The sequence below is a fragment of the Paenibacillus anaericanus genome, from assembly GCF_003994475.1.
GTDB lineage: Bacteria > Bacillota > Bacilli > Paenibacillales > Paenibacillaceae > Fontibacillus > Fontibacillus anaericanus.
Map to the genome: position 1 here is coordinate 368,735 of NZ_RZNY01000003.1, position 22,178 is coordinate 390,912.

The 22,178-nt window shown below is 44.2% G+C and carries 18 protein-coding genes; all 18 read right to left on the minus strand.

Annotated elements, in window-relative coordinates; translation table 11 throughout:
- Window positions 1-7: 7 nt before the first annotated feature.
- The 18 genes from murB to EJP82_RS06110 all read right to left on the minus strand — a co-directional run bounded on the left by murB (window position 8) and on the right by EJP82_RS06110 (window position 22,009).
- Window positions 8-913, minus strand: coding sequence for a UDP-N-acetylmuramate dehydrogenase (gene murB / locus EJP82_RS06025; protein ID WP_127191124.1), 906 nt, complete (start codon window positions 911-913; stop codon window positions 8-10).
- A gap of 238 nt (window positions 914-1,151) precedes the next feature.
- Window positions 1,152-2,255, minus strand: coding sequence for an undecaprenyldiphospho-muramoylpentapeptide beta-N-acetylglucosaminyltransferase (gene murG / locus EJP82_RS06030; protein ID WP_127191125.1), 1,104 nt, complete (start codon window positions 2,253-2,255; stop codon window positions 1,152-1,154).
- 5 nt (window positions 2,256-2,260) lie between these two features.
- Window positions 2,261-3,358, minus strand: a complete 1,098-nt coding sequence (gene spoVE / locus EJP82_RS06035) for a stage V sporulation protein E (protein WP_127191126.1) — start codon at window positions 3,356-3,358, stop codon at window positions 2,261-2,263.
- Window positions 3,359-3,408: 50 nt separating this feature from the next.
- Window positions 3,409-4,833: a UDP-N-acetylmuramoyl-L-alanine--D-glutamate ligase gene (gene murD / locus EJP82_RS06040; RefSeq protein WP_127191127.1), complete on the minus strand. Its 1,425-nt coding sequence runs from the start codon at window positions 4,831-4,833 to the stop codon at window positions 3,409-3,411.
- 2 nt (window positions 4,834-4,835) lie between these two features.
- Window positions 4,836-5,801, minus strand: a complete 966-nt coding sequence (gene mraY, locus EJP82_RS06045; protein ID WP_127191128.1) for a phospho-N-acetylmuramoyl-pentapeptide-transferase — start codon at window positions 5,799-5,801, stop codon at window positions 4,836-4,838.
- Window positions 5,802-5,824: 23 nt separating this feature from the next.
- Window positions 5,825-7,225 (minus strand): UDP-N-acetylmuramoyl-tripeptide--D-alanyl-D-alanine ligase, encoded by a 1,401-nt coding sequence (locus EJP82_RS06050; protein WP_246053990.1) that lies wholly within the window; start codon window positions 7,223-7,225, stop codon window positions 5,825-5,827.
- The gene (locus EJP82_RS06055; protein WP_127191129.1) at window positions 7,222-8,712 is read right to left on the minus strand and encodes a UDP-N-acetylmuramoyl-L-alanyl-D-glutamate--2,6-diaminopimelate ligase; all 1,491 of its coding nucleotides are present in this window, start codon (window positions 8,710-8,712) and stop codon (window positions 7,222-7,224) included. Before EJP82_RS06055 ends, EJP82_RS06050 begins: the two co-directional genes overlap by 4 nt.
- 83 nt (window positions 8,713-8,795) lie before the next feature.
- A complete protein-coding gene (locus EJP82_RS06060) occupies window positions 8,796-10,748 on the minus strand; it encodes a stage V sporulation protein D (protein WP_127191130.1) in 1,953 nt (650 codons plus the stop codon).
- 80 nt (window positions 10,749-10,828) lie between these two features.
- Window positions 10,829-13,039 carry a penicillin-binding transpeptidase domain-containing protein gene (locus EJP82_RS06065; RefSeq protein ID WP_127191131.1) on the minus strand — a complete coding sequence of 737 codons (2,211 nt, stop codon included), beginning with the start codon at window positions 13,037-13,039 and terminating at the stop codon, window positions 10,829-10,831.
- A gap of 51 nt (window positions 13,040-13,090) precedes the next feature.
- Window positions 13,091-13,483 carry a hypothetical protein gene (locus EJP82_RS06070; protein ID WP_127191132.1) on the minus strand — a complete coding sequence of 131 codons (393 nt, stop codon included), beginning with the start codon at window positions 13,481-13,483 and terminating at the stop codon, window positions 13,091-13,093.
- A gap of 1 nt (window position 13,484) precedes the next feature.
- Window positions 13,485-14,459 (minus strand): 16S rRNA (cytosine(1402)-N(4))-methyltransferase RsmH, encoded by a 975-nt coding sequence (gene rsmH / locus EJP82_RS06075; protein WP_127191133.1) that lies wholly within the window; start codon window positions 14,457-14,459, stop codon window positions 13,485-13,487.
- 23 nt (window positions 14,460-14,482) lie between these two features.
- The gene (mraZ, locus tag EJP82_RS06080) at window positions 14,483-14,920 is read right to left on the minus strand and encodes a division/cell wall cluster transcriptional repressor MraZ (RefSeq protein WP_127191134.1); all 438 of its coding nucleotides are present in this window, start codon (window positions 14,918-14,920) and stop codon (window positions 14,483-14,485) included.
- A 207-nt stretch (window positions 14,921-15,127) separates the two neighbouring features.
- Window positions 15,128-16,396, minus strand: coding sequence for an adenosylhomocysteinase (locus tag EJP82_RS06085; protein ID WP_127191135.1), 1,269 nt, complete (start codon window positions 16,394-16,396; stop codon window positions 15,128-15,130).
- A 31-nt stretch (window positions 16,397-16,427) separates the two neighbouring features.
- The gene (bshC, locus tag EJP82_RS06090; protein WP_127191136.1) at window positions 16,428-18,065 is read right to left on the minus strand and encodes a bacillithiol biosynthesis cysteine-adding enzyme BshC; all 1,638 of its coding nucleotides are present in this window, start codon (window positions 18,063-18,065) and stop codon (window positions 16,428-16,430) included.
- A 159-nt stretch (window positions 18,066-18,224) separates the two neighbouring features.
- Window positions 18,225-19,118, minus strand: coding sequence for an ABC transporter ATP-binding protein (locus tag EJP82_RS06095; RefSeq protein ID WP_127191137.1), 894 nt, complete (start codon window positions 19,116-19,118; stop codon window positions 18,225-18,227).
- Window positions 19,115-20,110, minus strand: coding sequence for an ABC transporter ATP-binding protein (locus EJP82_RS06100; RefSeq protein WP_127191185.1), 996 nt, complete (start codon window positions 20,108-20,110; stop codon window positions 19,115-19,117). The genes EJP82_RS06095 and EJP82_RS06100 overlap by 4 nt, the downstream gene beginning before the upstream one ends.
- A gap of 12 nt (window positions 20,111-20,122) precedes the next feature.
- A complete protein-coding gene (locus EJP82_RS06105; RefSeq protein ID WP_170220135.1) occupies window positions 20,123-21,049 on the minus strand; it encodes an ABC transporter permease in 927 nt (308 codons plus the stop codon).
- Window positions 21,050-21,076: 27 nt separating this feature from the next.
- Complete coding sequence (locus EJP82_RS06110) at window positions 21,077-22,009, minus strand: ABC transporter permease (protein ID WP_127191139.1); 933 nt, start codon at window positions 22,007-22,009, stop codon at window positions 21,077-21,079.
- Between the last annotated feature and the right edge of the window lie 169 nt (window positions 22,010-22,178).

Sequence of the window (22,178 nt, forward strand, 5' to 3'; positions counted from 1 at the left end):
TCCGAGTTTACCGTTCACCCACGAAGAAGACCTCCGGCACCAGTGCAATTTGAAACTTCGAAGCGATGGTGTCCTTGATTTGCTCCATGAGCGTAAGAACGTCCTCTGCTGTCGCTTGCCCAGTATTGACGATGAAATTAGCATGCAAATTGGAGACTTCAGCTCCGCCGATTCTATGACCTTTAAGACCGGCCGCCTCGATCAGTCTTGCTGCATGATCTCCTTGCGGATTACGGAAGACGCTTCCAGCGCAAGGTTGCTTCAAAGGCTGCGTCTTACGACGTCTATCCTTGAACGCTGCCATAGCTGCCCCAATCTCTAGTCTCTCTCCTTTGTCGAGTGAGAATGAAGCCCTTGTCACAATGCAACGCCTTTCGTGCAGGATAGAATGACGATAAGAAAAGTCCATATCCTCCGCAGTATAAGTTGCCAATTCACCGTTCTCCAGAACAATTTCAGCGGATTTGAATATACGTGACACATCGGACCCATGAGCTCCAGCATTCATATATACGGCACCACCGACGGTGCCAGGAATACCTCCGGCATACTCCAGACCAGTCAATCCTTGTTTTCCCGCCATAATACTTAACCTGACAAATGAAGCACCACCACCAGCCACGACTTCGTTATCGGAGAATCGAATTTCTTCCAATTCTCCACTCAGTCTTATCACAGCTCCGCGGACTCCCTTATCAGATACAAGCATATTTGAGCCTTTTCCGACGATCAACCAAGGAATCTGCCCTTCATAGAGCTGAGTAATAAGACACGCTAGCTGTTGGTTGTTCTCGGGAACGATCATAGCGTCAGCGGGGCCACCTATTTTCCAAGTTGTATACTTAGACATAGGCTCGTTTGGTATTACAGTCCCCACTTCTTGCTCTGATAATTTCGATATCCACTGCTGCATCGCAATATTCCTCCTTGACTAAAGTGCCGGGAAAATCTCTTTGGCATAGCACCCTCTTAATTCCAGTTATACTTGAAATTCCGCCAGGCGTCCGGGTCCACGGAGAGAGGTGTGAAGGAGCAGAACCTTCTTCTTCATCCCCGTATGGATTGTCACGATTTATAGAGTATCTTATGCCCTCCTCACGGAGAGTGTGACAGTCGCCCATTGCGCACTTCACGTTCTAGCGATGCATGAATTATTTTATTAGCCTACCTATCTCTTCAACAATCAAACGAGCCGATTCCGGCTTACCTAGCCGTTTTGAAGCAGCCGACATAGAACTATGCATCGACGGGTTCTTCATAGTTCGCTCGATGGAAGCAAATAAGGTCTTTCCTGATAAAGCTGGTTCCAGAATAACTTCGGCCGCACCAGACTTCTCCAGTGTTCTCGCATTTTTCTCCTGATGATTATTAGTCACATTCGGTGACGGTATCAGAATCGAGGGAATTCCGAGCGAGTTGATTTCAGCTAGAAAAGACGCACCGGCACGATTTACAATAAGCGAGGTACATGCCAGTACCTCCGGCATATTGTGCACATAGGGTAGCACCTGTAGATTATCAGGCAATTGTCCCAGTTCAGAAGTAATTGCCTCTAATGTAGGTTTATAATAATTGTCACCTGTTACATATACAAAACGAATATGCTCCATCGACTTCACAAACGGAGCCATCGCAATCATAGCGTCGTTAATCGCCCTCGCTCCACGGCTACCGCCAACCACCAATACTACAGAACTGCCATTGGGCAAGCCTAGAGAGGCAAAGCCTTTATTCTTATCTGCCTCATGAACCGTTGTTGCCCGAGGATTTCCGGTATAAATAACTTTCTTTGCGCCAGAGAAAGACGCACTCGAGTCCTCAAAGCTCACGGCAACCGTAGATACATATTTACTTAAGAAACGATTGGTTAACCCCGGAACTGCATTCTGCTCGTGTATAATACTCGGAATTCCAAGCTTCGCCGCTGCATAAACAACCGGTCCACATACATATCCACCTGTACCGATTACCACATCCGGCTTGAATTGACGCAGTAACTTTTTGGAAGTTGATACGCCTCTGAGGAACCTAACAACCGTTTTAATATTTTCTAATGACAGCTTCCTACGGAAGCCGGAAATGTCGATCGCTTCAAATGGAATATTTTCTTTAGGCACCAAAGTGCTCTCTAATCCTTTTTGCCCACCGATATATAAAAACTCAGCATCGGGATATTCAGCAGCACATTGACTGGCAACAGCTAGTGCGGGATAAATATGTCCTCCCGTTCCGCCGCCGCTTAGTACTACGCGCATAGTCCTCACCTCGCATAACGGGATAAATTTAATAGAATGCCAAATGCTGTAAGCATTAGCGTTAACGATGAACCACCGTAACTGATCAGCGGTAGAGTAATCCCTGTGACAGGCATCAAACCGATGACAACACCGATATTAATAACAACCTGCACAGCTACCATTCCAACGATTCCGACGGCAAGTAAACTCCCAAAAGTATCATCTATAGTCATGGCAACTCTCATACCACGCCACACCAAAATCAAAAATAATAAGAGGACAAGCATGCCTCCAATAAATCCTAGTTCTTCAGCTAAAATCGAAAAAATAAAGTCAGTCTGGGGTTCAGGTACATAGCTGTATTTTTGACGACTCATTCCAAGCCCTAAACCTGCCAGTCCCCCTGGCCCAATGGCGTATAACGATTGAATAATTTGATATCCTGCTCCTAGTGGATCTGACCAAGGATCAAGAAACGCCGTAATCCGTTGAAGTCGATATGGAGCGGCTAAAATCAAACCTATGAATCCTAAGACACCTATCGATGCAAGTCCCGCCAAATGCTTAATTTTTGCACCGGCAGTGAAAACGATCAATAATGACGCTCCCATCATGACCGTTCCTGTCCCTAAATCCGGTTGGAGCATGATCAAACCGAATGCAGACCCCATGAGAGCGAGCGGAGGTAACAGGCCCTTGTTAAAAGAGGTAATTCTATAATCCTCTTTTCCTAACCAATACGAGAGAAACAAAATCATCCCAAGCTTCATGAACTCAGATGGTTGAATACCAAAAGAACTGATCCCAATCCAACTTCTTGCACCACCACGCACAACACCGACACCTGGAATTAGCACCAGTATAAGCATGCCGAAACAGATAATGAGTATGATCTTAGCATACTTTCGCACGATTCGATAATCCAAGTTCATCATGAAGAACATAGCAACCAAACCAAGTGTAGCGAATAATAGCTGACGCTTCACAAAATAAAAGGAATCGCCATAATCGTGAAAAGCGAGTACAGAACCCGCGCTATAGACCATTACAATTCCAATGGCCAGCAGTCCTAGAATGCTGGCCAACAACCAAAAATCCGGTGCCGTACGGCTCTTTCCCATCGTGGAAGCCACCTCTTAACCAGGAAGTAGGGGCTTATCCACCCCCCTACTTAAAGGGTATGCACCACCTCTTTAAAAATGCGTCCACGCTCTTCATAAGAAGCAAACATATCCCAACTAGCACACGCCGGAGAGAGCAATACAACATCTCCAGCCTTCGCCAATCTAGCAGCTTCTATTATTGCGGAGCGCAGACTTTCGGCAGCGTTATCTCTAGTATCGACAAGCTTAATGTCGGTTAATCCGGCAAGAGTCGCGACATGCCCGATTTTCTCCTTCGTCTCGCCAATCGCTACAACAGCCTTAACTCTGTCTTTAAACACAGGCAGCAACTCCATATAATCCGATCCCCGGTCCAGTCCTCCGGCAATAAGAACAATAGGAGCGCTTATAGCGCCTAATGCCATCGTTGTTGCCTTGGAATTAGTCGCTTTGGAATTATTATAGTAAGTTACACCTTCCTTAACATCCACATATTCCAGTCGATGCTCTACACCGCGAAAACTCCGCAACGGCTCCGCTAGAGCCTCTGGGGCTGCCCCTGCGGCAAGCGACACTGCAATCGCGGCAAGAGCGTTCTCAAGGTTGAAACGGCCAGGAAGAGCGATCTCATCCACCTCTACAATGGTATGTAGTTGACCCAGTGCATTTCTATAGACTAAAGTACGCTTCAGGCCATCTTCCACATCAGGTATAAACGAAGGTTGAACAAATACCCCTTCAGACTGTAATTCCTCTGTCATAGAGAAAGGCATTAGTCTAGCTTTAATATAGGGAACCAACTGTCTACAAACAGGGTCGTCCCAGTTGATCACAGCTGTGTCACTCTCACTTTGACAAGCAAACAGCTTGGCTTTGGAGGAGATATAATCCTCCAACGTGCCGTGATAATCAAGATGTGTCTCCGCAATATTCAGCAGGCAACTGATCTTCGGTGAGAATTCCTGAGTCCCTTTTAACTGAAAGCTGCTCAGTTCAACTACCATCCAATTGTGCGGCTCGGCATGTTCGGCAGCTTCACATAATGGTGTTCCGATGTTCCCCGCTACAATAGGGTTAAGTCCCGCAGCTTCAAATATCTTTCCGACCCATGTCGTCGTTGTTGTCTTCCCATTAGAACCCGTTATACCAATGATTGGAGCACGGCACAAGTGATAAGCCACTTCAACTTCTGTCACTATTTCGATGCCAAGTTCCAATGCTTTAGCCACAGGAGGCGCACTATAAGGAATACCTGGGTTTTTGACTACAAGCTGTACTTCAGGATGAATTAGTCCCTCCGGATGACCTCCGCAAACTACAGAAATTCCCAAAGCCTCAAGTTCAGAAGCTTCGGGACATTGTTGTCTTTCTTTTCTATCATTTACCGTAACGATCGCACCATGCCGATGAAGGGTTTTGGCGACTTGCACTCCACTCTTAGCGAGACCGAGGACAACTACTTGTTGCCCCCGGTATTCTTCTGGATGATTCATCACTACAACCCCTTGTTCAAATAAAGTCCAACTACCGCTAGTATGAGACCAACGGTCCAAAAAGTAACTACAACTCTCCATTCCGACCACCCTGATAGCTCAAAGTGATGGTGGATAGGACTCATCTTAAATACTCGCTTACCTCGCGTCTTAAAGGAAACTACTTGAATCACCACGGACAACATCTCGATTACAAAGATACCACCGATCACAAGAAACAGGAGTTCACTCTTCGTAATAATGGCTATCGCTGATATAGCACCACCGATACCCAATGAGCCCGTATCACCCATAAACACTTTCGCAGGATGCGCATTAAAGACAAGAAATCCTAGCACTGCTCCAATCATCGCTGCAGCGGAGACTGCTGCTGGGATCGATGTAGCCTGCATAGCAATAACTGCGTATGCTCCAAATGCAATCGCACTAACACCGGACAACAGTCCATCTAGACCATCGGTGAAATTAACCGCATTGGTTACTGCTAACATCATTAGTACAATAAAAGGATAGTAGAACCAACCGCCCCAATCAAAGGATACCCCAGTTCCCGGAATACCGATTGCGGTGCTATGTCCTTCTGAAATTAGAAGTGCAACGATGATACCGGCAAAAAGAAGCTGTCCGAACAATTTCTGCTTGGGCGTTAGTCCCAAGGAACGTTTGAATATGATCTTGATGTAATCATCTAAGAAGCCAACAAGCCCAAATCCAAGCGTGGCCACAAGCAAAATATAAAAGTCTGTATTAACGACAGAAAATTTCAAGAAAGCCAAAGTAAACGCCAAAATAATGATAATACCACCCATTGTTGGCGTTCCCGACTTCTTCTGATGAGATTCCGGTCCCTCGCCCCGTATCTGTTGTCCAAATTTCATTCTTCGTAGCAACGGAATAACAAGTGGAGCCGCAATAACCGCCAGAATAAATGAAACGCCGATCGTTATTAGTATAAGTCCAAAATCCATGGGATTACCCCCTTTCGCCGGTATTATTGTTGTAGATTAAAGTCTTTGACTGCATCAACGACTTCCTCCAGTTTCATTCCTCGTGACGCCTTAACAAGCAAGGCATCCTTCGGATGTAACATCGATTTCAACTTATCAATAAGCTCGATTTTATCAGTATATGCATGAATGTTGTTCGTGTCCAAATTTTCAGCAGCCGCTTCCGCTATAAACCCTGCCAAAGGACCGTAAGTGAATAATTGGTCCACCTTATCCACCGTTAGAAACTTGCCTATTTCCTTATGATAATCCTGCTCCAACTCTCCTAGCTCTAGCATATCACCGAGAATCAGAAACTTCCGTCGATATCCTTTCAGCTTCTCCATCACGCTGATTGCCGCTTTCATCGAGGTAGGGCTAGCATTGTATGCATCATTAAGAATCGTAATTCCGCTGATCCCGCTGACAATCTCAATTCTCATTCCTGTAAGTTCAACATGCTGTAGGCCTTCTCGGATCGCTTCCTCTGAAACGCCATAATGCCTAGCCACCGTCAGGGCAGCCAAGCAGTTTACAACATTATGTTCTCCAAGTAGTGGGAGTTGCAATGGCGTGCCCCCCTCTTTGCTCGAAGTAAACACGGTGCTCCCCTCCAAAAACATCATTCCACTTGGATAATCATCATTGGTTGCTTGTAATCCAAAGGTAGCCGTATTGAACTCCGTTGGTTTTATTGTAGCAGGGTCTTGTAGCGTCTTCGTTATCAAAGGTTCGTCTCCATTATAGACTAAGAGACCACCAGGTTTTAGTCCCGCTAAGATTTCCAGCTTGGCCCGAGCAATTTCTAATCTCGAACCGAGCTGCAAAAGATGAGACTCACCAATATTCGTTATAATAGCAGTCTCTGGTTCTGCAAGCATCGACAGCATTTCAATCTCTCCGCGCCCACTCATTCCCATTTCTAATACTACAATATCAGTATCTTCCGGCATCGCCAGAATAGTCAGTGGTAGTCCAATATGATTGTTAAAATTACCCTTCGTTTTATGCACTTTGTAGGTTGCCCTTAACAATGAGAAAACGAGGTCTTTAGTCGTCGTCTTACCATTGCTTCCTGTAATTCCAATCACTTTCGCTTTACATTCGAGTAGGTAATTCTTCGCGAGAAGTTGTAATGCTTGGAGCGTATCATCTACAACTACTGCTGGCCCAGGCGGTTGGCCATTGCTCTTTGACCACAGTAATGCTCCAGCACCAGCCTTTAAAGTATCACCGGCAAAGACATGGCCGTCAAACCGTTCTCCCCGTATAGGGACAAACAGACATCCGGCCGAAATACTACGGGAGTCAGTAGCGACTCCCTTTATGAATATGTCGGAATCGCCGACATTTGCGACATGTCCGCCGCACAACGCGGCAATTTCCGCTAAGCTTCTATTTATCACTTTGCCAAACCCCTTATCGCTTCTTTTGCAACGACACGATCATCAAAATCGTGCACCGCAGTTCCGATCAATTGATAGGTCTCATGACCTTTCCCCGCAATCAATACTACATCTTCATGGCTTGCCATTTCAATAGCCTTTTGAATAGCTTCCCGCCGATCAATAATAAGTTCATATTGTTCTGAGCTTACATTTGCTTCTTCCAGTCCAACCTTGATGTCCTTTAGAATCAACTCTGGATCTTCAGTACGGGGGTTATCAGATGTCACAATGACATGGTCTGCATACTGAGCAGCAATTCTCCCCATAATCGGCCGCTTCGTACGATCTCGATCCCCTCCACAACCAAAGACACAAATCACGCGGCCTTTAGCAAACTCATTCACTGTCTTTAGTACATTCTCCAACCCATCAGGACTGTGTGCATAATCAACAATCACTGCGAAATCCTGACCTTCTTCTACTGCTTCTACCCGGCCTTCTACACCAGGAATGGATTCCAGACTCGCCTTGATATCTTCAAGTGCAATACCCTCAAGTAGGGTTGCTGCAATAGCTGCCAGTGCATTATATACATTAAACTTACCAACCATACGAAGAGAAATATCCGTACTTCCGTAAGGAGAATCCACATGAAAAAAGGTCCCTTTAGAGGTTACTGCAATGTTCGAAGCGGAAACATCCGCCTTATTATCCACGCCATAAGTAAAAATCTCTGCCGCTGTCTGTTTGGCATAATATGCGGAAGCTTCATCGTCCACATTTAATACCGCATAGCTTCGCGATTCAGGGTCCGCTGCATAAGTGTTGCCTAGGCGAGAAAAGAACAGACCTTTTACAGCACGATATTCATCCATCGTCTTATGATAATCCAAATGATCTTGAGTTAAGTTTGTAAATACTGCGGTACGAAAATTTGTTCCTTTTACTCGTCCTTGTTCAAGCGCATGCGAAGATACTTCCATAGCACAATACTGAGTTTGTGCCTGAACCATCTCATGTAAATAGCGCTGTAAATCAAGCGACTCTGGTGTCGTTCCAGACATAGGAAAAGTTTGTCCGTTATATCTCCGCTCGATTGTACCGATCAACCCCGTATTTTTACCCTGCTCCTGCAGAATGCGTTCAATCAAATAAGTAGTTGTCGTCTTTCCATTGGTTCCGGTCACTCCAATTACCTTCAATTGAGAGCTTGGTGTTTGGAAGAACACATTGCCTAGTACCGCCATAGCTAGCCGGCTATCTTTCACTTTAAGCTGAGGAAGCGATACATCTTCCAGCCATCTCTCCACTACTAGTGCGGAAGCACCCTGCTCAGCAGCCCGCTGTGCATAATCGTGACCATCAACTGTATGTCCCGGCAGGCAAAGAAACAAATCGCCCGGCTGAACTTTACGCGAATCAATTACGATTCCATTGCAGTTCGTCTCACCGTCTCCCTGTATTTGGGAAGCTATTAAGTAAGTTGATAAATCTTTTAGCAGCATAGATTACCCCTCCGTCAAATCCTTCAATTTCTGAAAAATACTCTTATATATATTATCACCAAAAAGCTGAAATTTCAGGATTTTTACTCACTGTGATCGTGGCCCTGTTCCGCTTCAGACTCGCTGCCCATATAAATTCGTATTGTCGAACCTTTTTCTACTCTCGCACCTGCCTTTGGTGCTTGATTAATAACCACAGTTCCTACGCCTGATTTAGCTAGATTAAAGTTCATGTTCATATCCTCATAGATCTCTTGCGCTGACTGACCAACCAAACTAGGGACTGTTACAATCGGTGTTTCTCCGTATTTATACTTCTTAACAACTTGATCCTTACGAGGTGGAACTTTCATATACTCCAGTGCATCCGCTAGAATGTTACGGACGATTGGCGCAGCGACAACGCCACCAAACTGAATCCCTTGTGGATTATCTATTGCCGTGTACACGACGATTTGCGGATCATCAGCTGGCGCAAAACCAATAAACGAGACAATGTGTTCATTTGAAGAATATCGTCCGTTTATAACCTTCTGAGCCGTACCTGTCTTCCCACCGACACGATAACCATCGATAAACGCATTCCCTCCAGTTCCATTGGCCACTACGCTTTCCAAAGCGGAACGAACTAACTTTGAAGTCTCCTCGGAAATGACCTGCCGAACTAACTGTGGTTCCACATTCTCGACGACTTCTCCCGTCTCGGTATTAGTCCAAGATTTCGCTACATATGGTTTGTATAACTTTCCACCGTTAATAGCTGCGGAGACGGCCGTGATTTGTTGAATCGGCGTCACCGATACGCCTTGACCAAATGAAGTCGTTGCTAATTCTACAGGTCCAACTTGAGGCAATTTGAACAGAATTCCATTTGACTCACCAGAAAGATCAATACCAGTTTTAGTCCCAAAACCGAAGTCTTTGATATATTTGAACAGTGTTTCCTTACCTAAACGCTGCCCGAGCGCCACAAACCCTGGGTTACAGGAGTTCTCTACGACTTGAAGAAAGGTCTGACTACCATGTCCGCCACGCTTCCAGCATCGTAGTTTGGCACCGCCAACTGAAACATATCCTGGATCAAAAAAATGATCATTGTACAGGTCAACCTTCTTCTCTTCCAATGCTGCAGCAAGTGTAATAATCTTGAAAGTTGATCCCGGTTCGTAGGTCATCCAGATCGGCAAGTTGCGATTATAAACATCAGCTGGATACTCCTGATACTGCGACGGTTCATACCCCGGTCTGGCTGCCATGCCTAATATTTCTCCCGTTTTAGGATTCATCGCAATAGAAAGTGCTGAGTTGGCCTGCAATCTGGTCATGGCATCATCAAGTTCCCGCTCCATGATACTCTGAATAGACTTGTCTATCGTTAACTGCAGACTCAGTCCATCCTTCGGTTCTACATACTTCTCCGATGTGCCAGGCATCAATCTTCCACCAGCATCAGACAAATAGGATACACTACCATTCATACCGCTGAGTTCACTATTATACTTGCTCTCAAGACCTGTTAGTCCTTGGTTATAACTCCCCGTAAACCCGAGAATATGGGCAGCAAGCCCTTCATAAGGATAATACCTTTTGTTATCTTCGGCAACAACAATACCCGGGAGACCCAAATCACGAATTTCTTGACCTTTTTCCATCGTAATTTTGCGTCCGCCGGGTTGTAACCTGACTATAGATTGTTTTTTGGTAATACTTTTCAGTACTGCTTCCTCAGTCATACCTAAGAGTGGTGCTAAACTTCGAGCCGTTAATTCAGGTGACTTAATCTGCACCGGAATAGCCATGACAGTTGGTGTAGTTATATTATAAGCTAACGTAATTCCGTTACGATCACTAATTTCTCCGCGTTTAGCAGAAAAAGGAATATTACGACGCCATAAATCCTCCGCCTGAGCTGACAACTCGGCACCTTTGCCAAATTGCACATAGGCAAGCCGTACAGCAAGTGCCGCAAACAGCAAACATAACAGCATTAGAAGCCATAACAGCCTCCGTCTGACGATAACCTTGGAATTTTTCATAGATTGCCCTCCTTGTTACTTCCTGAGACATGAGTTGTTTCATATCATGATTATTCAGGACAAGGAGGCGTTAGAACAAGCTATGGCGAGTCGCCAGTCTCATCTTCCGGAACAGTAGATGAGTTACTTCCCTCCGCGTTCTCATTCTCTGCGGGCGGTTCCAAGATGAGAGTGACCACTCTTTGGCCATTCTCCTCTGTTAAAGTTTGATCAACCACATACCCTGCTCCCTGTGCTTTAACCGATACTTGAAGTACCGATAATAGTTCCATTGCATCTCGGAGCGATTCACCTTTAAGACTCGGGATTTTCATGTTTTTCCCTTCCTCAGTGAGTAGATACATGTGCTGTCCCGATTTGAGTAGATTTCCGGCTTTAGGAAATTGAGAGACAAGGTCTGAACCTTTACCTAAAGTAACATAGGAAATTCCTTTACTAGCGAGTAGATCTTTGGATTCTCTTACGGAAAGCCCCTTTAAATCTGGTGCTTTGGAAGTATTGCTTTGAGATCCGGTTGTTTTATTTGCAGTATCATCAGCATATTTCTTAGGTACACCCATATATTGCAGCGATTGATTTACAATTTTCTTAAAGATCGGTGCCGCAATTGCCCCACCACCAAGATCTGAATTCTTAGGTTCATCGATTACAACAATTACAGCAATTTTAGGATCATCCACAGGTGCATATCCGATAAATGAAACAACCTGTTTTGTGTAATCATATACTCCCTTAACAGGCTTCACGGCGGTACCTGTCTTACCAGCAACGCGGTAACCATCGATATAAGCATGTCGCCCCGTCCCGATCTTCTGGTCCGATACGACCTGTTCCAAATAACTGCTGACTTCCTTTGCCGTTTCAGGTGTAATGACTTGGCGAACAACCGTGGGTTGTGTCTCTATCGTCTCATCCGTCTGTGGGTCGGTAATTGACTTCACAATGTGTGGCTCCATTAGGTTACCACCATTAGCCACAGCAGACACCCCAACTATTTGTTGTAGTGGTGTTACCACCAAGGTTCCATGACCGTATGACATCGCCGCAAAGTCGGCTGGTTGGACTGGCGCAACAGTACCTTTTGCCTCTCCTGGTAACTCAATCCCCGTCTTTTGTCCAAAACCAAAATTGTCGACATACCCCTTTAACCGCTCAGGGCCGAGCATTTCGTATCCCAATTTAACAAAGGAAACGTTACTTGAGCGCTTGACTCCCTCTAAATAACTAATCGGTCCCCAACCTGACCTTTTAACATCATGGATAGTCTGTCCTGGCACTCGAATACTACCTGACATATACGTAGCCTCAGGATCAAATAGCCCCTCTTGCACTGCACCAGCCAATGTCACGATCTTGAACGTGGAGCCTGGCTCGTATGTTGATTTAATCGCATGATTATAAAAGTTCTTCTGCTCGACATCTTTCCAGTATTCATTTGGATTATACGTAGGCATATTTGCCATTCCGAGAATTTCCATCGTCTTAGGATCAGCTGCAATGACCGTCATACTGATCGGATCTAACTCCTCAAACGCTTCCTTCATAGCTTCTTCAATATAATACTGAATTGTATCGTCTATCGTGAGTTGCAGATTCTTACCATTTTTCGCAGGCGTATATATTTCACTGGCTTTGGGAATTTCAATCCCTCGACCATCACTTTTATATTCAATTGAGCCATTTTGGCCCATAAGTTCCTCATTGTAATAGGCTTCTAGTCCAGACACCGCATTACCTTCACGATCTGCATAACCAAGAATATGAGCTGCAAGAGTCTCCTTAGGGTAATATCGCTTCTGTTCCTTAATCAGCGTAATGCCGACGTCTTCTAAATCATGGCTTTCCATGAGCTCAATTTTGAATTCCTCGACCTTATTTCTTAGCTCCTGATCGATCTTCCATCCTTCTTTGCGTACTTCTCGTTGGGGATAAAATTCACCGTTCTCTCGCTTCGCGTTAACTAGTACTCTTAGTTCGCTCTCTTTCTTATCCAAGATCTTACTTAGGCCCTCTACAATCTCGTCCTGAAGATTGTATTGGTTAATGACCTTCGGATTAACGGCTACGGTATATGCAGGTGCGTCAATAGCCAGCACGTCTCCATTTCTGTCCGTAATCACCCCACGTGAAGCCGGTAAGACTTTTTTCTTAGACCATAGTTCCTCAGCATGTCCCTGCCAAAAATCTGCCTGAACTACCTGAATCACAAACACTTTTCCTACCAATAAAGCAAAAAAGAGGGTGATGCACCCTCCTATCAACAGTGTTCGAAGCTTAATTCTCTTTATCATAATAGGACCTCATCAATTCTTTATTTCTGAACCGTAGTTGTACTGTCACTGTTAGCTATGGTCTGCCGTCGATGTTGGAACCGTTACGTTAAAGCCTTCAACTAGCGGCTCTACATAGCCAAGTTCTGCCGCTTTTTCAGGAATTTGCTGTTCTAATACTTCCTTCTGGATGGATAATTCATTGATTTCTGTATTCATTTTCTGAATTTCCGCATCCATGTTATACATTTGTCGTTTAATATTGTATATCCCCGAATTCTGCAATAACAGACCGCCCATTACAGCTACACAGATTAGAACCGTCAGCAAATAAAGGAGCTTCTCTCCTACCGGAAGTTGTGACCGGCGTGTTACAACTTTCGTCGTCTCGCGGTAACGCTCTGGTTGGTAGCTGCGTTCCGCAGACTTTTGTTTTACTGCCAAATTCCCCCGTGTATACGCCATATCACTTTTCCTCCGCTAAGTAATGCAATTTCTCCGCCACACGCAATTTTGCTGAGCGTGCCCGGGGATTTTGTTCCAGCTCTTCATCTGACGGAACTACTGGCTTCCGGTTGATTAATTTAAGCTGACCTTTATTACCGCATACGCACATTGGAAAATCAGATGGGCATGTACATTTTTCCACGTATCCGACAAATATTTGCTTACAGATTCGATCTTCTAACGAGTGGAACGTAATGACGGAGACTCGTCCTCCAGGTGCTAAACATTTAACCGCCGCATGCAACGCTTCTTCAAATGCGCCTAGCTCATCGTTCACAGCAATACGTAACGCTTGAAAGCTTCGTTTGGCAGGATGTCCACCCGTACGACGTGCTGCTGCAGGTATTCCTTCTTTAATCAGTTCAACAAGTTGGCCTGTCGTCTCTATCGGGCTTTCTTCACGCTTCGTTACGATGACCTTAGCAATCCGTCTAGAAAACTTCTCTTCGCCGTATTGAAACAATATTTTGGCGATATCTCGCTCTGACCATTCATTGATGATCTCTCTTGCCGTGAGTTCAGCGGTTTGGTCCATTCTCATATCAAGAGGTGCATCCGCGTTGTAACTAAACCCACGCTCTCCTTCATCAAATTGTGGAGAAGATACACCAAGGTCAAACAATATCCCATCTACTTGAGGAACGCCTTGAACCTGTGGCACTCCTTCTATCTGAGCCAACTTCTCTTCTAAGTGTCTAAAATTACTTCTAACCAAGGTTAAACGTTCACCTTCTGAGGATAGATGTTCTTTCGCGTTATCTAGCGCCCAATCATCTTGATCGAAAGCGATTAATCTGCCTTCTGCACCAAGCTTGGATAAAATAACTGCACTGTGACCGCCACCCCCAAGGGTGCAATCTACATAAATGCCATCAGGCTTAATGTGCAGCCCTTCTGTCGCTTCTTTCTTAAGCACCGTGATGTGATGAAACAAGCTGCAGCCCTCCAGACAAAAATTTATAAATCAAAATTAAAATCAACCAACTTCTCGGCAATTTCGTTAAAGGTATCTTCTGACTGTTGAAAGTATTGTTCCCATGTATCCCGGCTCCAAATCTCAACACGGTTCGACACACCTAGAACAACGCAATCCTTCTCCAGCTTTGCGTAATCCCTCAAACTCCCCGGTAAATTTACCCTTCCCTGTTTGTCCCACTCACATTCCGTTGCCCCGGAGAAAAAAAAGCGGGTAAACGCACGTGCATCGGATTTCATCAGAGGTAGAGCTTTAAGTTTCTGCTCAAGTACTTCCCATTCTTGCAGTGGGTAGACAAACAGACATTTGTCTAAACCGCGAGTGACAACAAAAGAGGAGCCCAGGAGGTCACGAAATTTAGCCGGTATAATAACCCGACCCTTATCGTCAATGCTATGTTGAAATTCTCCCATGAACATTGGATAACTCACTCCTTACCTCTTTCCCCCACTTTACACCACTTTTCACCACTTATAAATACTTATTATTCAACATCGATGTAAAAACTCCTTCTAAAGTTCACAATTTTTTTATTGGTAAATAAAGGAGATACAAAAAACCCTCTCCTAAAATGCTCGGAAAGGGCCAATTGGATTGCCGTGCTTGTTCAGAATTATGCCAATTTATTACTGTTCCTGCCAGCTGTCTAAATACACCCGTTGCTCTTCTGTGAGCACATCGATACCGAGACCAAGGCTCTCTAATTTATAACGAGCCACTTGCTCATCAAGCTCATACGGCACATTTACTACCGTATTTCCAATACTCTCATAAGATTCGTTCACGTATTTCAATGACAAAGCTTGTAGTGCAAAGGTCATATCCATAATCTCAGCCGGATGACCGTCACCAGCAGCAAGGTTAACCAAGCGACCTTCCGCAAGCACGTATATATTACGACCATCTTTCAATTGATATTCTTCAATATTACGACGTACTGTGCGAACAGAAGTTGATCTTTCCTTCAGTTCCGGTTTATTAAACTCAACATCGAAATGACCCGCGTTAGACAAAATAGCTCCGTCTCTCATCACTTCGTAGTGCTCACCACGAATAACATCACGATTACCTGTTACTGTGACGAAGAACTCACCTACTTTGGCTGCTTCAATCATCGGCATAACTTGGAATCCGTCCATGTAAGCTTCAACTGCTCTAATTGCATCAATCTCAGTTACTATAACGTTCGCACCAAGCCCTTTAGCTCGCATAGCAACGCCTTTACCACACCAGCCATATCCCACAACAACGACATTTTTACCTGCCACTACTAAGTTTGTAGTTCGATTAATTCCATCCCATACCGACTGGCCTGTACCATAACGGTTATCAAATAGATATTTGCAATACGCATCGTTTACAGCCACCATCGGGAACTTGAGGCTACCCTCTTTGTCCATAGCTTTCAAGCGTAGAATCCCCGTTGTGGTCTCTTCAGCTCCGCCGCGGACATTCTCCATCAAGTCTGGACGTTCAGAGTGCATAATAGAGACGAAATCGCCACCATCATCAATGATTAGATCTGGTTTGTTCTCAAGAGCCTTAATCATAAGTTCTTTGTATTCAGCCGGATCCGGATTATATTTCGCAAAAACGGTCACTCCATCTTCTACTAATGCAGCGCACACATCATCTTGAGTAGATAATGGGTTGCTCCCCGTAATCGTCACTTCGGCTCCACCAGCTTGCACGACTTTTGCCAAATAAGCAGTCTTGGCTTCAAGGTGAAGTGAAATAGCTACTTTTAAGCCTTTGAAAGGTTGCTCGGCTTCAAACTGCTTGCGGATTCTTCCAAGTACCGGCATATGGGCCTCTACCCAGTCGATTTTCAAATGTCCTTCAGGGGCCAGCTTCAAATCTGCAACAATACTGTTCTTAATTGATTGTGAATTCATTGTATTTCCCTCCTAAAAGTTAATGTTTAATTTACAAGTAGATAACCCTGTGACTGCCCGCTATGTCATACGGAATTTCCATCAAATCATCGATCCAATTCATCCCGTAACGGTTCAAATAATAGAAAATATTATACACTCGTTCTTGTGGTTTGTTCTGTGGAAATAGTGAGAGCTCAATCCGTTCAAAGTGACGTAAGCCCACTTCATTAACTTTCTCCAAGGCATCCTTGGAGCGACCACGTAAATATTCAATTTGATCAAATATTTTGTCCTTGTTAGCACTCCCCAATTTCAGCAGCCCATTCTGAATACTACCAAGTTGCTCAATCAACGGTTCATACATATCACCAAAGGTTGTTTTGATCTCATCAAACCTTGCATCTAAATGTACTGCATCCTGCAAAGCGAGCCAAGACTCACGTTTCTCACGGAAAACTTCTCGATCCAACACATCTTCCCAGGTCAGATCATACTTGTCCATCTGTTTGTGTAGCGTTCCTTCTATTACGGTAAAGGACATCCGTGGCAACAGTATAGGCATCTTAAGACCAAGTTGATTAAACGCCCGACGTGTTAACGCCCAGTAAGCAATCTCTCCGGCTCCAAGTACCGATCCCAGTACTGGTAGTAAGCTATCCTGCATCAGTGGACGAGTAAGTACGTTATTACTGAAACGCTCAGGATGTGACTGCAGCACAGACAGGAGTTCCTCTTCTGAAAAAGCAACCTTCCCTTTACGATCCGTAAATCTACCATCACGCTTAAATAGCAGAAGTCGATCTCCCTCGTGAATGTAGAATAGATTAGCTCCACCTTTTGCTACATCAGCCTGTGGTGTTCCCCCAAGCGAAGCTATATGATCTGCTGAAGCAAAGTATGCAGATTCTAATTCATCATTACTGGTAATGATAGTTTGGAATACAGGGACTTCAAGTCTACGAAGTGCAGTATCCGCAGAGTCCAACAGAATCAATCCATACTTACCAAACCAAGTACCTAGAAGTTTTGCGAAACTTTCGCTTAGAGTAGAAGATTCAGCGAAAGTTTGTCTCACATTCTCCATAAGTCCTGCCTTAAATTCACTACCAGGTAACAACTGTTCTAATTCATTTGCAACTCTGTCCCACTCTTCTTTACTAACCTCTGTCAAGCTTACAGGAGAACGTTTCTCGTCCTCTCTAGGTACGCGAATCCGACTAATTTGTAGATCCGATGATAACAAATACGTATGATTCACTTCGTCCCAATCATGATCTTCGCCTGCAATCCAGAAGACGGGAACGACCGGGCGGCCCAGTTCAGATGATGCATGTTCAGCGGCCTTAATAATACTTACTGCTTTATATATAACAAGTAGTGGACCTGAGAAAAGACCACTTTGTTGTCCCCCGACTATTACTGCAGTCCCAGGGTTCTCCAACTTATTCAATGATTCTGTGACAGCCTCATTAGGATTATGTAGCAAGTTATATTCCCGCAAAGAAGTTACAAGTGCCTTACGTTCGATTCTTAAATCCTCAGTCTCATCTAACCATTTAATTCGTTTAGACCAATCCCCCTCATCAAGAGGATTACTTTCATATAAATGTCCTACCGAGGCAAAGTCACTGATTAGTGCTTCCGCCAGCGGTTGAGTGGACAGTAATGGTTTATGAACAACTTCCATTTCTTGTTTACCCTCCTATTCTGCCTTAAAGCCTTCCTTGATTGTACCGAATATTCATAGCACACGTCAAAGTAAACCTCATAGAAACCCATGAAAAAAAGTACTCATAACTGAAAAACAGTTATGAGTACTTCTATCACTATAATTTAGCTTTACTTGTTACTTAGGCATTGATACCCAATGCCCTTTGGACACTTCAACAAGCTCAGAGTTGTCCAGATTGAAGTTGTTATTCGTATCATCAAGTACAATACGCTTCTTATTTGCCTCAATTGCCGGATCCGGAATTGGAATAGCCGATAAGAGTGTTTTTGTATAAGGATGAAGCGGATTAGCGTAAAGTTCTTCACTTTCCGCAAGCTCAACGATCCGACCTAAATACATTACCGCTACACGGTCACTAATATGCTTCACCATCGAAAGATCATGCGCGATGAACAAATAGGTTAATCCCAAGCGATTCTGTAAATCTTTAAGCAAGTTAACAACCTGTGCCTGAATGGACACGTCTAGCGCAGAGATCGGCTCGTCACAAATAATGAATTTAGGATTTACCGCGAGTGCCCGAGCAATCCCGATACGTTGCCGCTGACCGCCGGAAAACTCATGTGGATAACGAGTTGCATGGTCCGGATTCAGTCCAACCATATCGAGCAAATCTTCTACTCGTTTTTTCCGTTCTTTTTTGCTTCCTGCCATATTATGAATATCAAGTGCTTCACCGATAATATCCGTTACCGTGAACCGTGGATTAAGTGATGCATATGGATCCTGAAATATCATTTGCATATCACGACGCATAGCCTTCATTTTCTGAGGGGACAGTTTATAAATATCTGTTCCTTCAAAATGAACACTTCCACCTGTTGGTTCATATAGACGTAGTACAGTGCGTCCTGCTGTAGACTTACCGCAACCGGATTCGCCAACAAGACCTAGAGTCTCACCCTTGGCTATCGAGAAGCTGATATCATTTACAGCTTTGAGCATGTTTCCTGAGCCCACGTTGAAATATTTCTTAAGACCTTTTACTTCGATTAAGTTTTCACTCATGATGATTGCGCCTCCTTAGCCATCGGGTGCAAATCCCAGCAACGCGCAGTGTGCGTTTCACTAAATTTAGTAGCTGCCGGATCAATTCTTTCACAAATTGCCATTGCTTGATCACAACGAGCAGCAAATGGGCAACCGATAGGTGGCTTAATCAAATCTGGCGGAGTACCGATAATCGGAATAAGCGGCTCGCCTTTCTTCTGATCCAAACGAGGCATGGACCGTAACAACCCTTTTGTATAAGGATGCTGAGGATTATTGAAAATCTCCCATTTGTCCCCAGTTTCCACTACTTCACCTGCGTACATAACGATGACGCGATCACACATACCAGCAACAACACCCAAATCATGGGTAATCAAAATGATGGATGTACCCAGACGCTTTTGCATGTCCTTCATGACATCCATAATCTGAGCCTGAATCGTTACGTCAAGAGCTGTAGTTGGCTCATCTGCAATAAGAAGTGCAGGACTACAAGCTAGGGCAATTGCAATCATAACACGCTGACGCATACCGCCGGAGAACTCGTGAGGATATTGGTTAAAGCGGGCTTCTGCATTTTTAATGCCGACAAGCTTCAGCATTTCAATGGCCTCTTTCTTCGCCTGGCCCGCTGACATATTCTGATGTTTGATTAAGACTTCAGTAATTTGCTTACCCACTTTGATGGTAGGATTCAAAGATGTCATCGGGTCTTGGAAGATCATACCAATATCTTTACCGCGAATGGCTTCCATTTCTCTCATGCTCTTCTTCAAAATATCCTGTCCCTGGAACAGTATCTCGCCTTGACTGATTTTACAAGGAGGTGACGGAATAAGACGCATAATCGTTTGAGCGGTAACACTCTTACCGCTTCCTGATTCACCAACGATCGCCAAAGTCTCTCCTTTTCCTACTTCAAAGTTCATACCACGGACAGCTTTTACTTCTCCTCCTTGGACTTGAAAGGAAACATGTAAATCTTTGATTTGTAAAATCGGTTCCATCATTTTCACCTCCTATTTCTTCAATTTCGGATCAAGCGCGTCACGTAGACCATCGCCAAATATATTGAATGAAAGCATCGTCAAACTGATTAGTACGGCCGGGAATAACATACGCCAAGGGTAATATAACCAACCAGTAAGTGCATCATTGATCATTGAACCTAGTGAAGCAATCGGAGCTTGAACACCAAGTCCTAGGAAGCTTAAGAACGCTTCTGCAAAAATCGCATTCGGTACTGATAATGTTACTGTAACAATAATCGGTCCCATTGCATTCGGTAACAAGTGACGGAACAATAATCTTCTCCAACCTGCACCCATGGAACGTGAAGCCAGGACGAACTCACGGCTCTTCAGTTGCATGATCTCGCCTCGAACGATCCATGACATGTTAATCCAACCTGTGATGGTTAGAGCTAATATAATGGTCGGTAGGCTTGGTTCCATAACAACAAGCAACAGAATTGTTACAAGCAGATACGGAATTGCATACAAAATTTCCGAAAATTTGTTCATAATGTTATCTACACGACCACCAAAGTACCCCATAATACCGCCGTATATAACGCCGATAAAGAGATCGATCATAGCCGCAGCTAAACCAACGATCAGAGATATCCGGGCACCATACCAAGTACGAACGAACATATCTCTACCTAAATCATCCGTCCCAAACCAGTGTTCTGCGGAGGGCTTCTGATTCGTGTTGAGCAAATCATTGGAATAATAATTATATTTAGAAATCATCGGGCCGACAATGGCAGCAATAACGATTAATCCAAGTACACCAAGTGCTGTCATAGCCATCTTGTTAGCACGTAGCCGTCTCCAAGCGTCACGCCAAGCCGACAAGCTTTCACGTTGAATTACTTCAGCTTGTTTCTCGTCCGAACCAATCTTCCTGAAATCTTCAGGCTTCAAATCTACGGGTGATGACATCACTGTAATATCATTAGTATCCAAAGTTTAGTCCTCCTTTCCACCACTAAGTTTGATTCGCGGATCAACAAATACATAAGCCACGTCTGTCAAGAAACGTGCCACCATCAACAATATTCCATAAAAGATCGTAATCCCCATGATAACCGGATAATCACGAACACCTATGGCTTGTACAAATTGCTTACCGATACCACCAATACCGAATATTTGCTCGATAACGACAGAACCCGTAACAATATTTGCAGTCATTGGACCTAGATAAGTGACTATAGGTAGGATACCGTTCCGAATTACATGTTTGAACAATATCGCGTACCAACGTAAACCTTTAGCTTTTGCTGTCTTGATATAATCAGCATGCAAAACTTCCAGCATACTTGATCGTGTCAAACGAGCAATAAACGCTATAGGCTGTGCCGCTAATGCTGTAACCGGTAGGACATAATACATCGGACCCTTAAAGCCCATCGTTGGAAACATATGCAACTTAGAAGAAAACACAAATTGCAACAAGCTGGCAATTACGAAACTCGGAACCGCAATCCCCAGTACAGCAACCACCATCGCTATATTATCAATTAACCTTCGATGATATAGTGCAGCTAAGAGCCCCAGAGTAACACCTACAATAACAGAAACGACAATCGCTACCAGGCCGAGCTTCAACGAGGCAGTAAAGGTATCTCCGATAATCGTAGACACATCTTGATTAATCTTCTTCATTGAAATACCAAAATCGCCTTGTGCTATATCTCCCAGGTACTTAAAGTACTGCTGATAAACTGGCTTATTCAACCCATACTGCTCGTATAATCTCTCTTGAATTGCAACTGGTACCTTTTTCTCTGACATAAAGGGATTACCAGGTATTGCTTTCATAAGAAAGAAGGTGGCAGAAATCAAGATGAATAGTGAGACCAATGTGTAGAACAGTTTGTTCGCAATGTAACGTGCCATGCCCGTTAGCACCTCCTCTTATTAATTTTTTCGACATAAATCGATTTTAGGATAAACTTTTTCATTTGTCTATTCTATATAATTCCAACAACCAAAAGAGCTGGATCGATTTCCCACACAAAAAAAACGGGATATATATGGAATACCCAATATATATCCCGTCAAGCAT

What these genes read in the sequence shown, in the direction of transcription:
- spoVE (WP_127191126.1), bottom strand. Translation starts at nt 3,358, where the DNA reads ATGGGAAAGAGCCGTACGGCACCGGATTTTTGGTTGTTGGCCAGCATT.
- mraY (WP_127191128.1), bottom strand. Translation starts at nt 5,801, where the DNA reads ATGGATTTTGGACTTATACTAATAACGATCGGCGTTTCATTTATTCTG.
- EJP82_RS06095 (WP_127191137.1), bottom strand. Translation starts at nt 19,118, where the DNA reads ATGAGTGAAAACTTAATCGAAGTAAAAGGTCTTAAGAAATATTTCAAC.
- murB (WP_127191124.1), bottom strand. Translation starts at nt 913, where the DNA reads ATGCAGCAGTGGATATCGAAATTATCAGAGCAAGAAGTGGGGACTGTA.
- murD (WP_127191127.1), bottom strand. Translation starts at nt 4,833, where the DNA reads ATGAATCATCCAGAAGAATACCGGGGGCAACAAGTAGTTGTCCTCGGT.
- EJP82_RS06065 (WP_127191131.1), bottom strand. Translation starts at nt 13,039, where the DNA reads ATGATAAAGAGAATTAAGCTTCGAACACTGTTGATAGGAGGGTGCATC.
- EJP82_RS06055 (WP_127191129.1), bottom strand. Translation starts at nt 8,712, where the DNA reads ATGCTGCTAAAAGATTTATCAACTTACTTAATAGCTTCCCAAATACAG.
- EJP82_RS06060 (WP_127191130.1), bottom strand. Translation starts at nt 10,748, where the DNA reads ATGAAAAATTCCAAGGTTATCGTCAGACGGAGGCTGTTATGGCTTCTA.
- EJP82_RS06070 (WP_127191132.1), bottom strand. Translation starts at nt 13,483, where the DNA reads ATGGCGTATACACGGGGGAATTTGGCAGTAAAACAAAAGTCTGCGGAA.
- bshC (WP_127191136.1), bottom strand. Translation starts at nt 18,065, where the DNA reads ATGGAAGTTGTTCATAAACCATTACTGTCCACTCAACCGCTGGCGGAA.
- EJP82_RS06105 (WP_170220135.1), bottom strand. Translation starts at nt 21,049, where the DNA reads ATGTCATCACCCGTAGATTTGAAGCCTGAAGATTTCAGGAAGATTGGT.
- EJP82_RS06085 (WP_127191135.1), bottom strand. Translation starts at nt 16,396, where the DNA reads ATGAATTCACAATCAATTAAGAACAGTATTGTTGCAGATTTGAAGCTG.
- EJP82_RS06110 (WP_127191139.1), bottom strand. Translation starts at nt 22,009, where the DNA reads ATGGCACGTTACATTGCGAACAAACTGTTCTACACATTGGTCTCACTA.
- mraZ (WP_127191134.1), bottom strand. Translation starts at nt 14,920, where the DNA reads ATGTTCATGGGAGAATTTCAACATAGCATTGACGATAAGGGTCGGGTT.
- EJP82_RS06100 (WP_127191185.1), bottom strand. Translation starts at nt 20,110, where the DNA reads ATGGAACCGATTTTACAAATCAAAGATTTACATGTTTCCTTTCAAGTC.
- murG (WP_127191125.1), bottom strand. Translation starts at nt 2,255, where the DNA reads ATGCGCGTAGTACTAAGCGGCGGCGGAACGGGAGGACATATTTATCCC.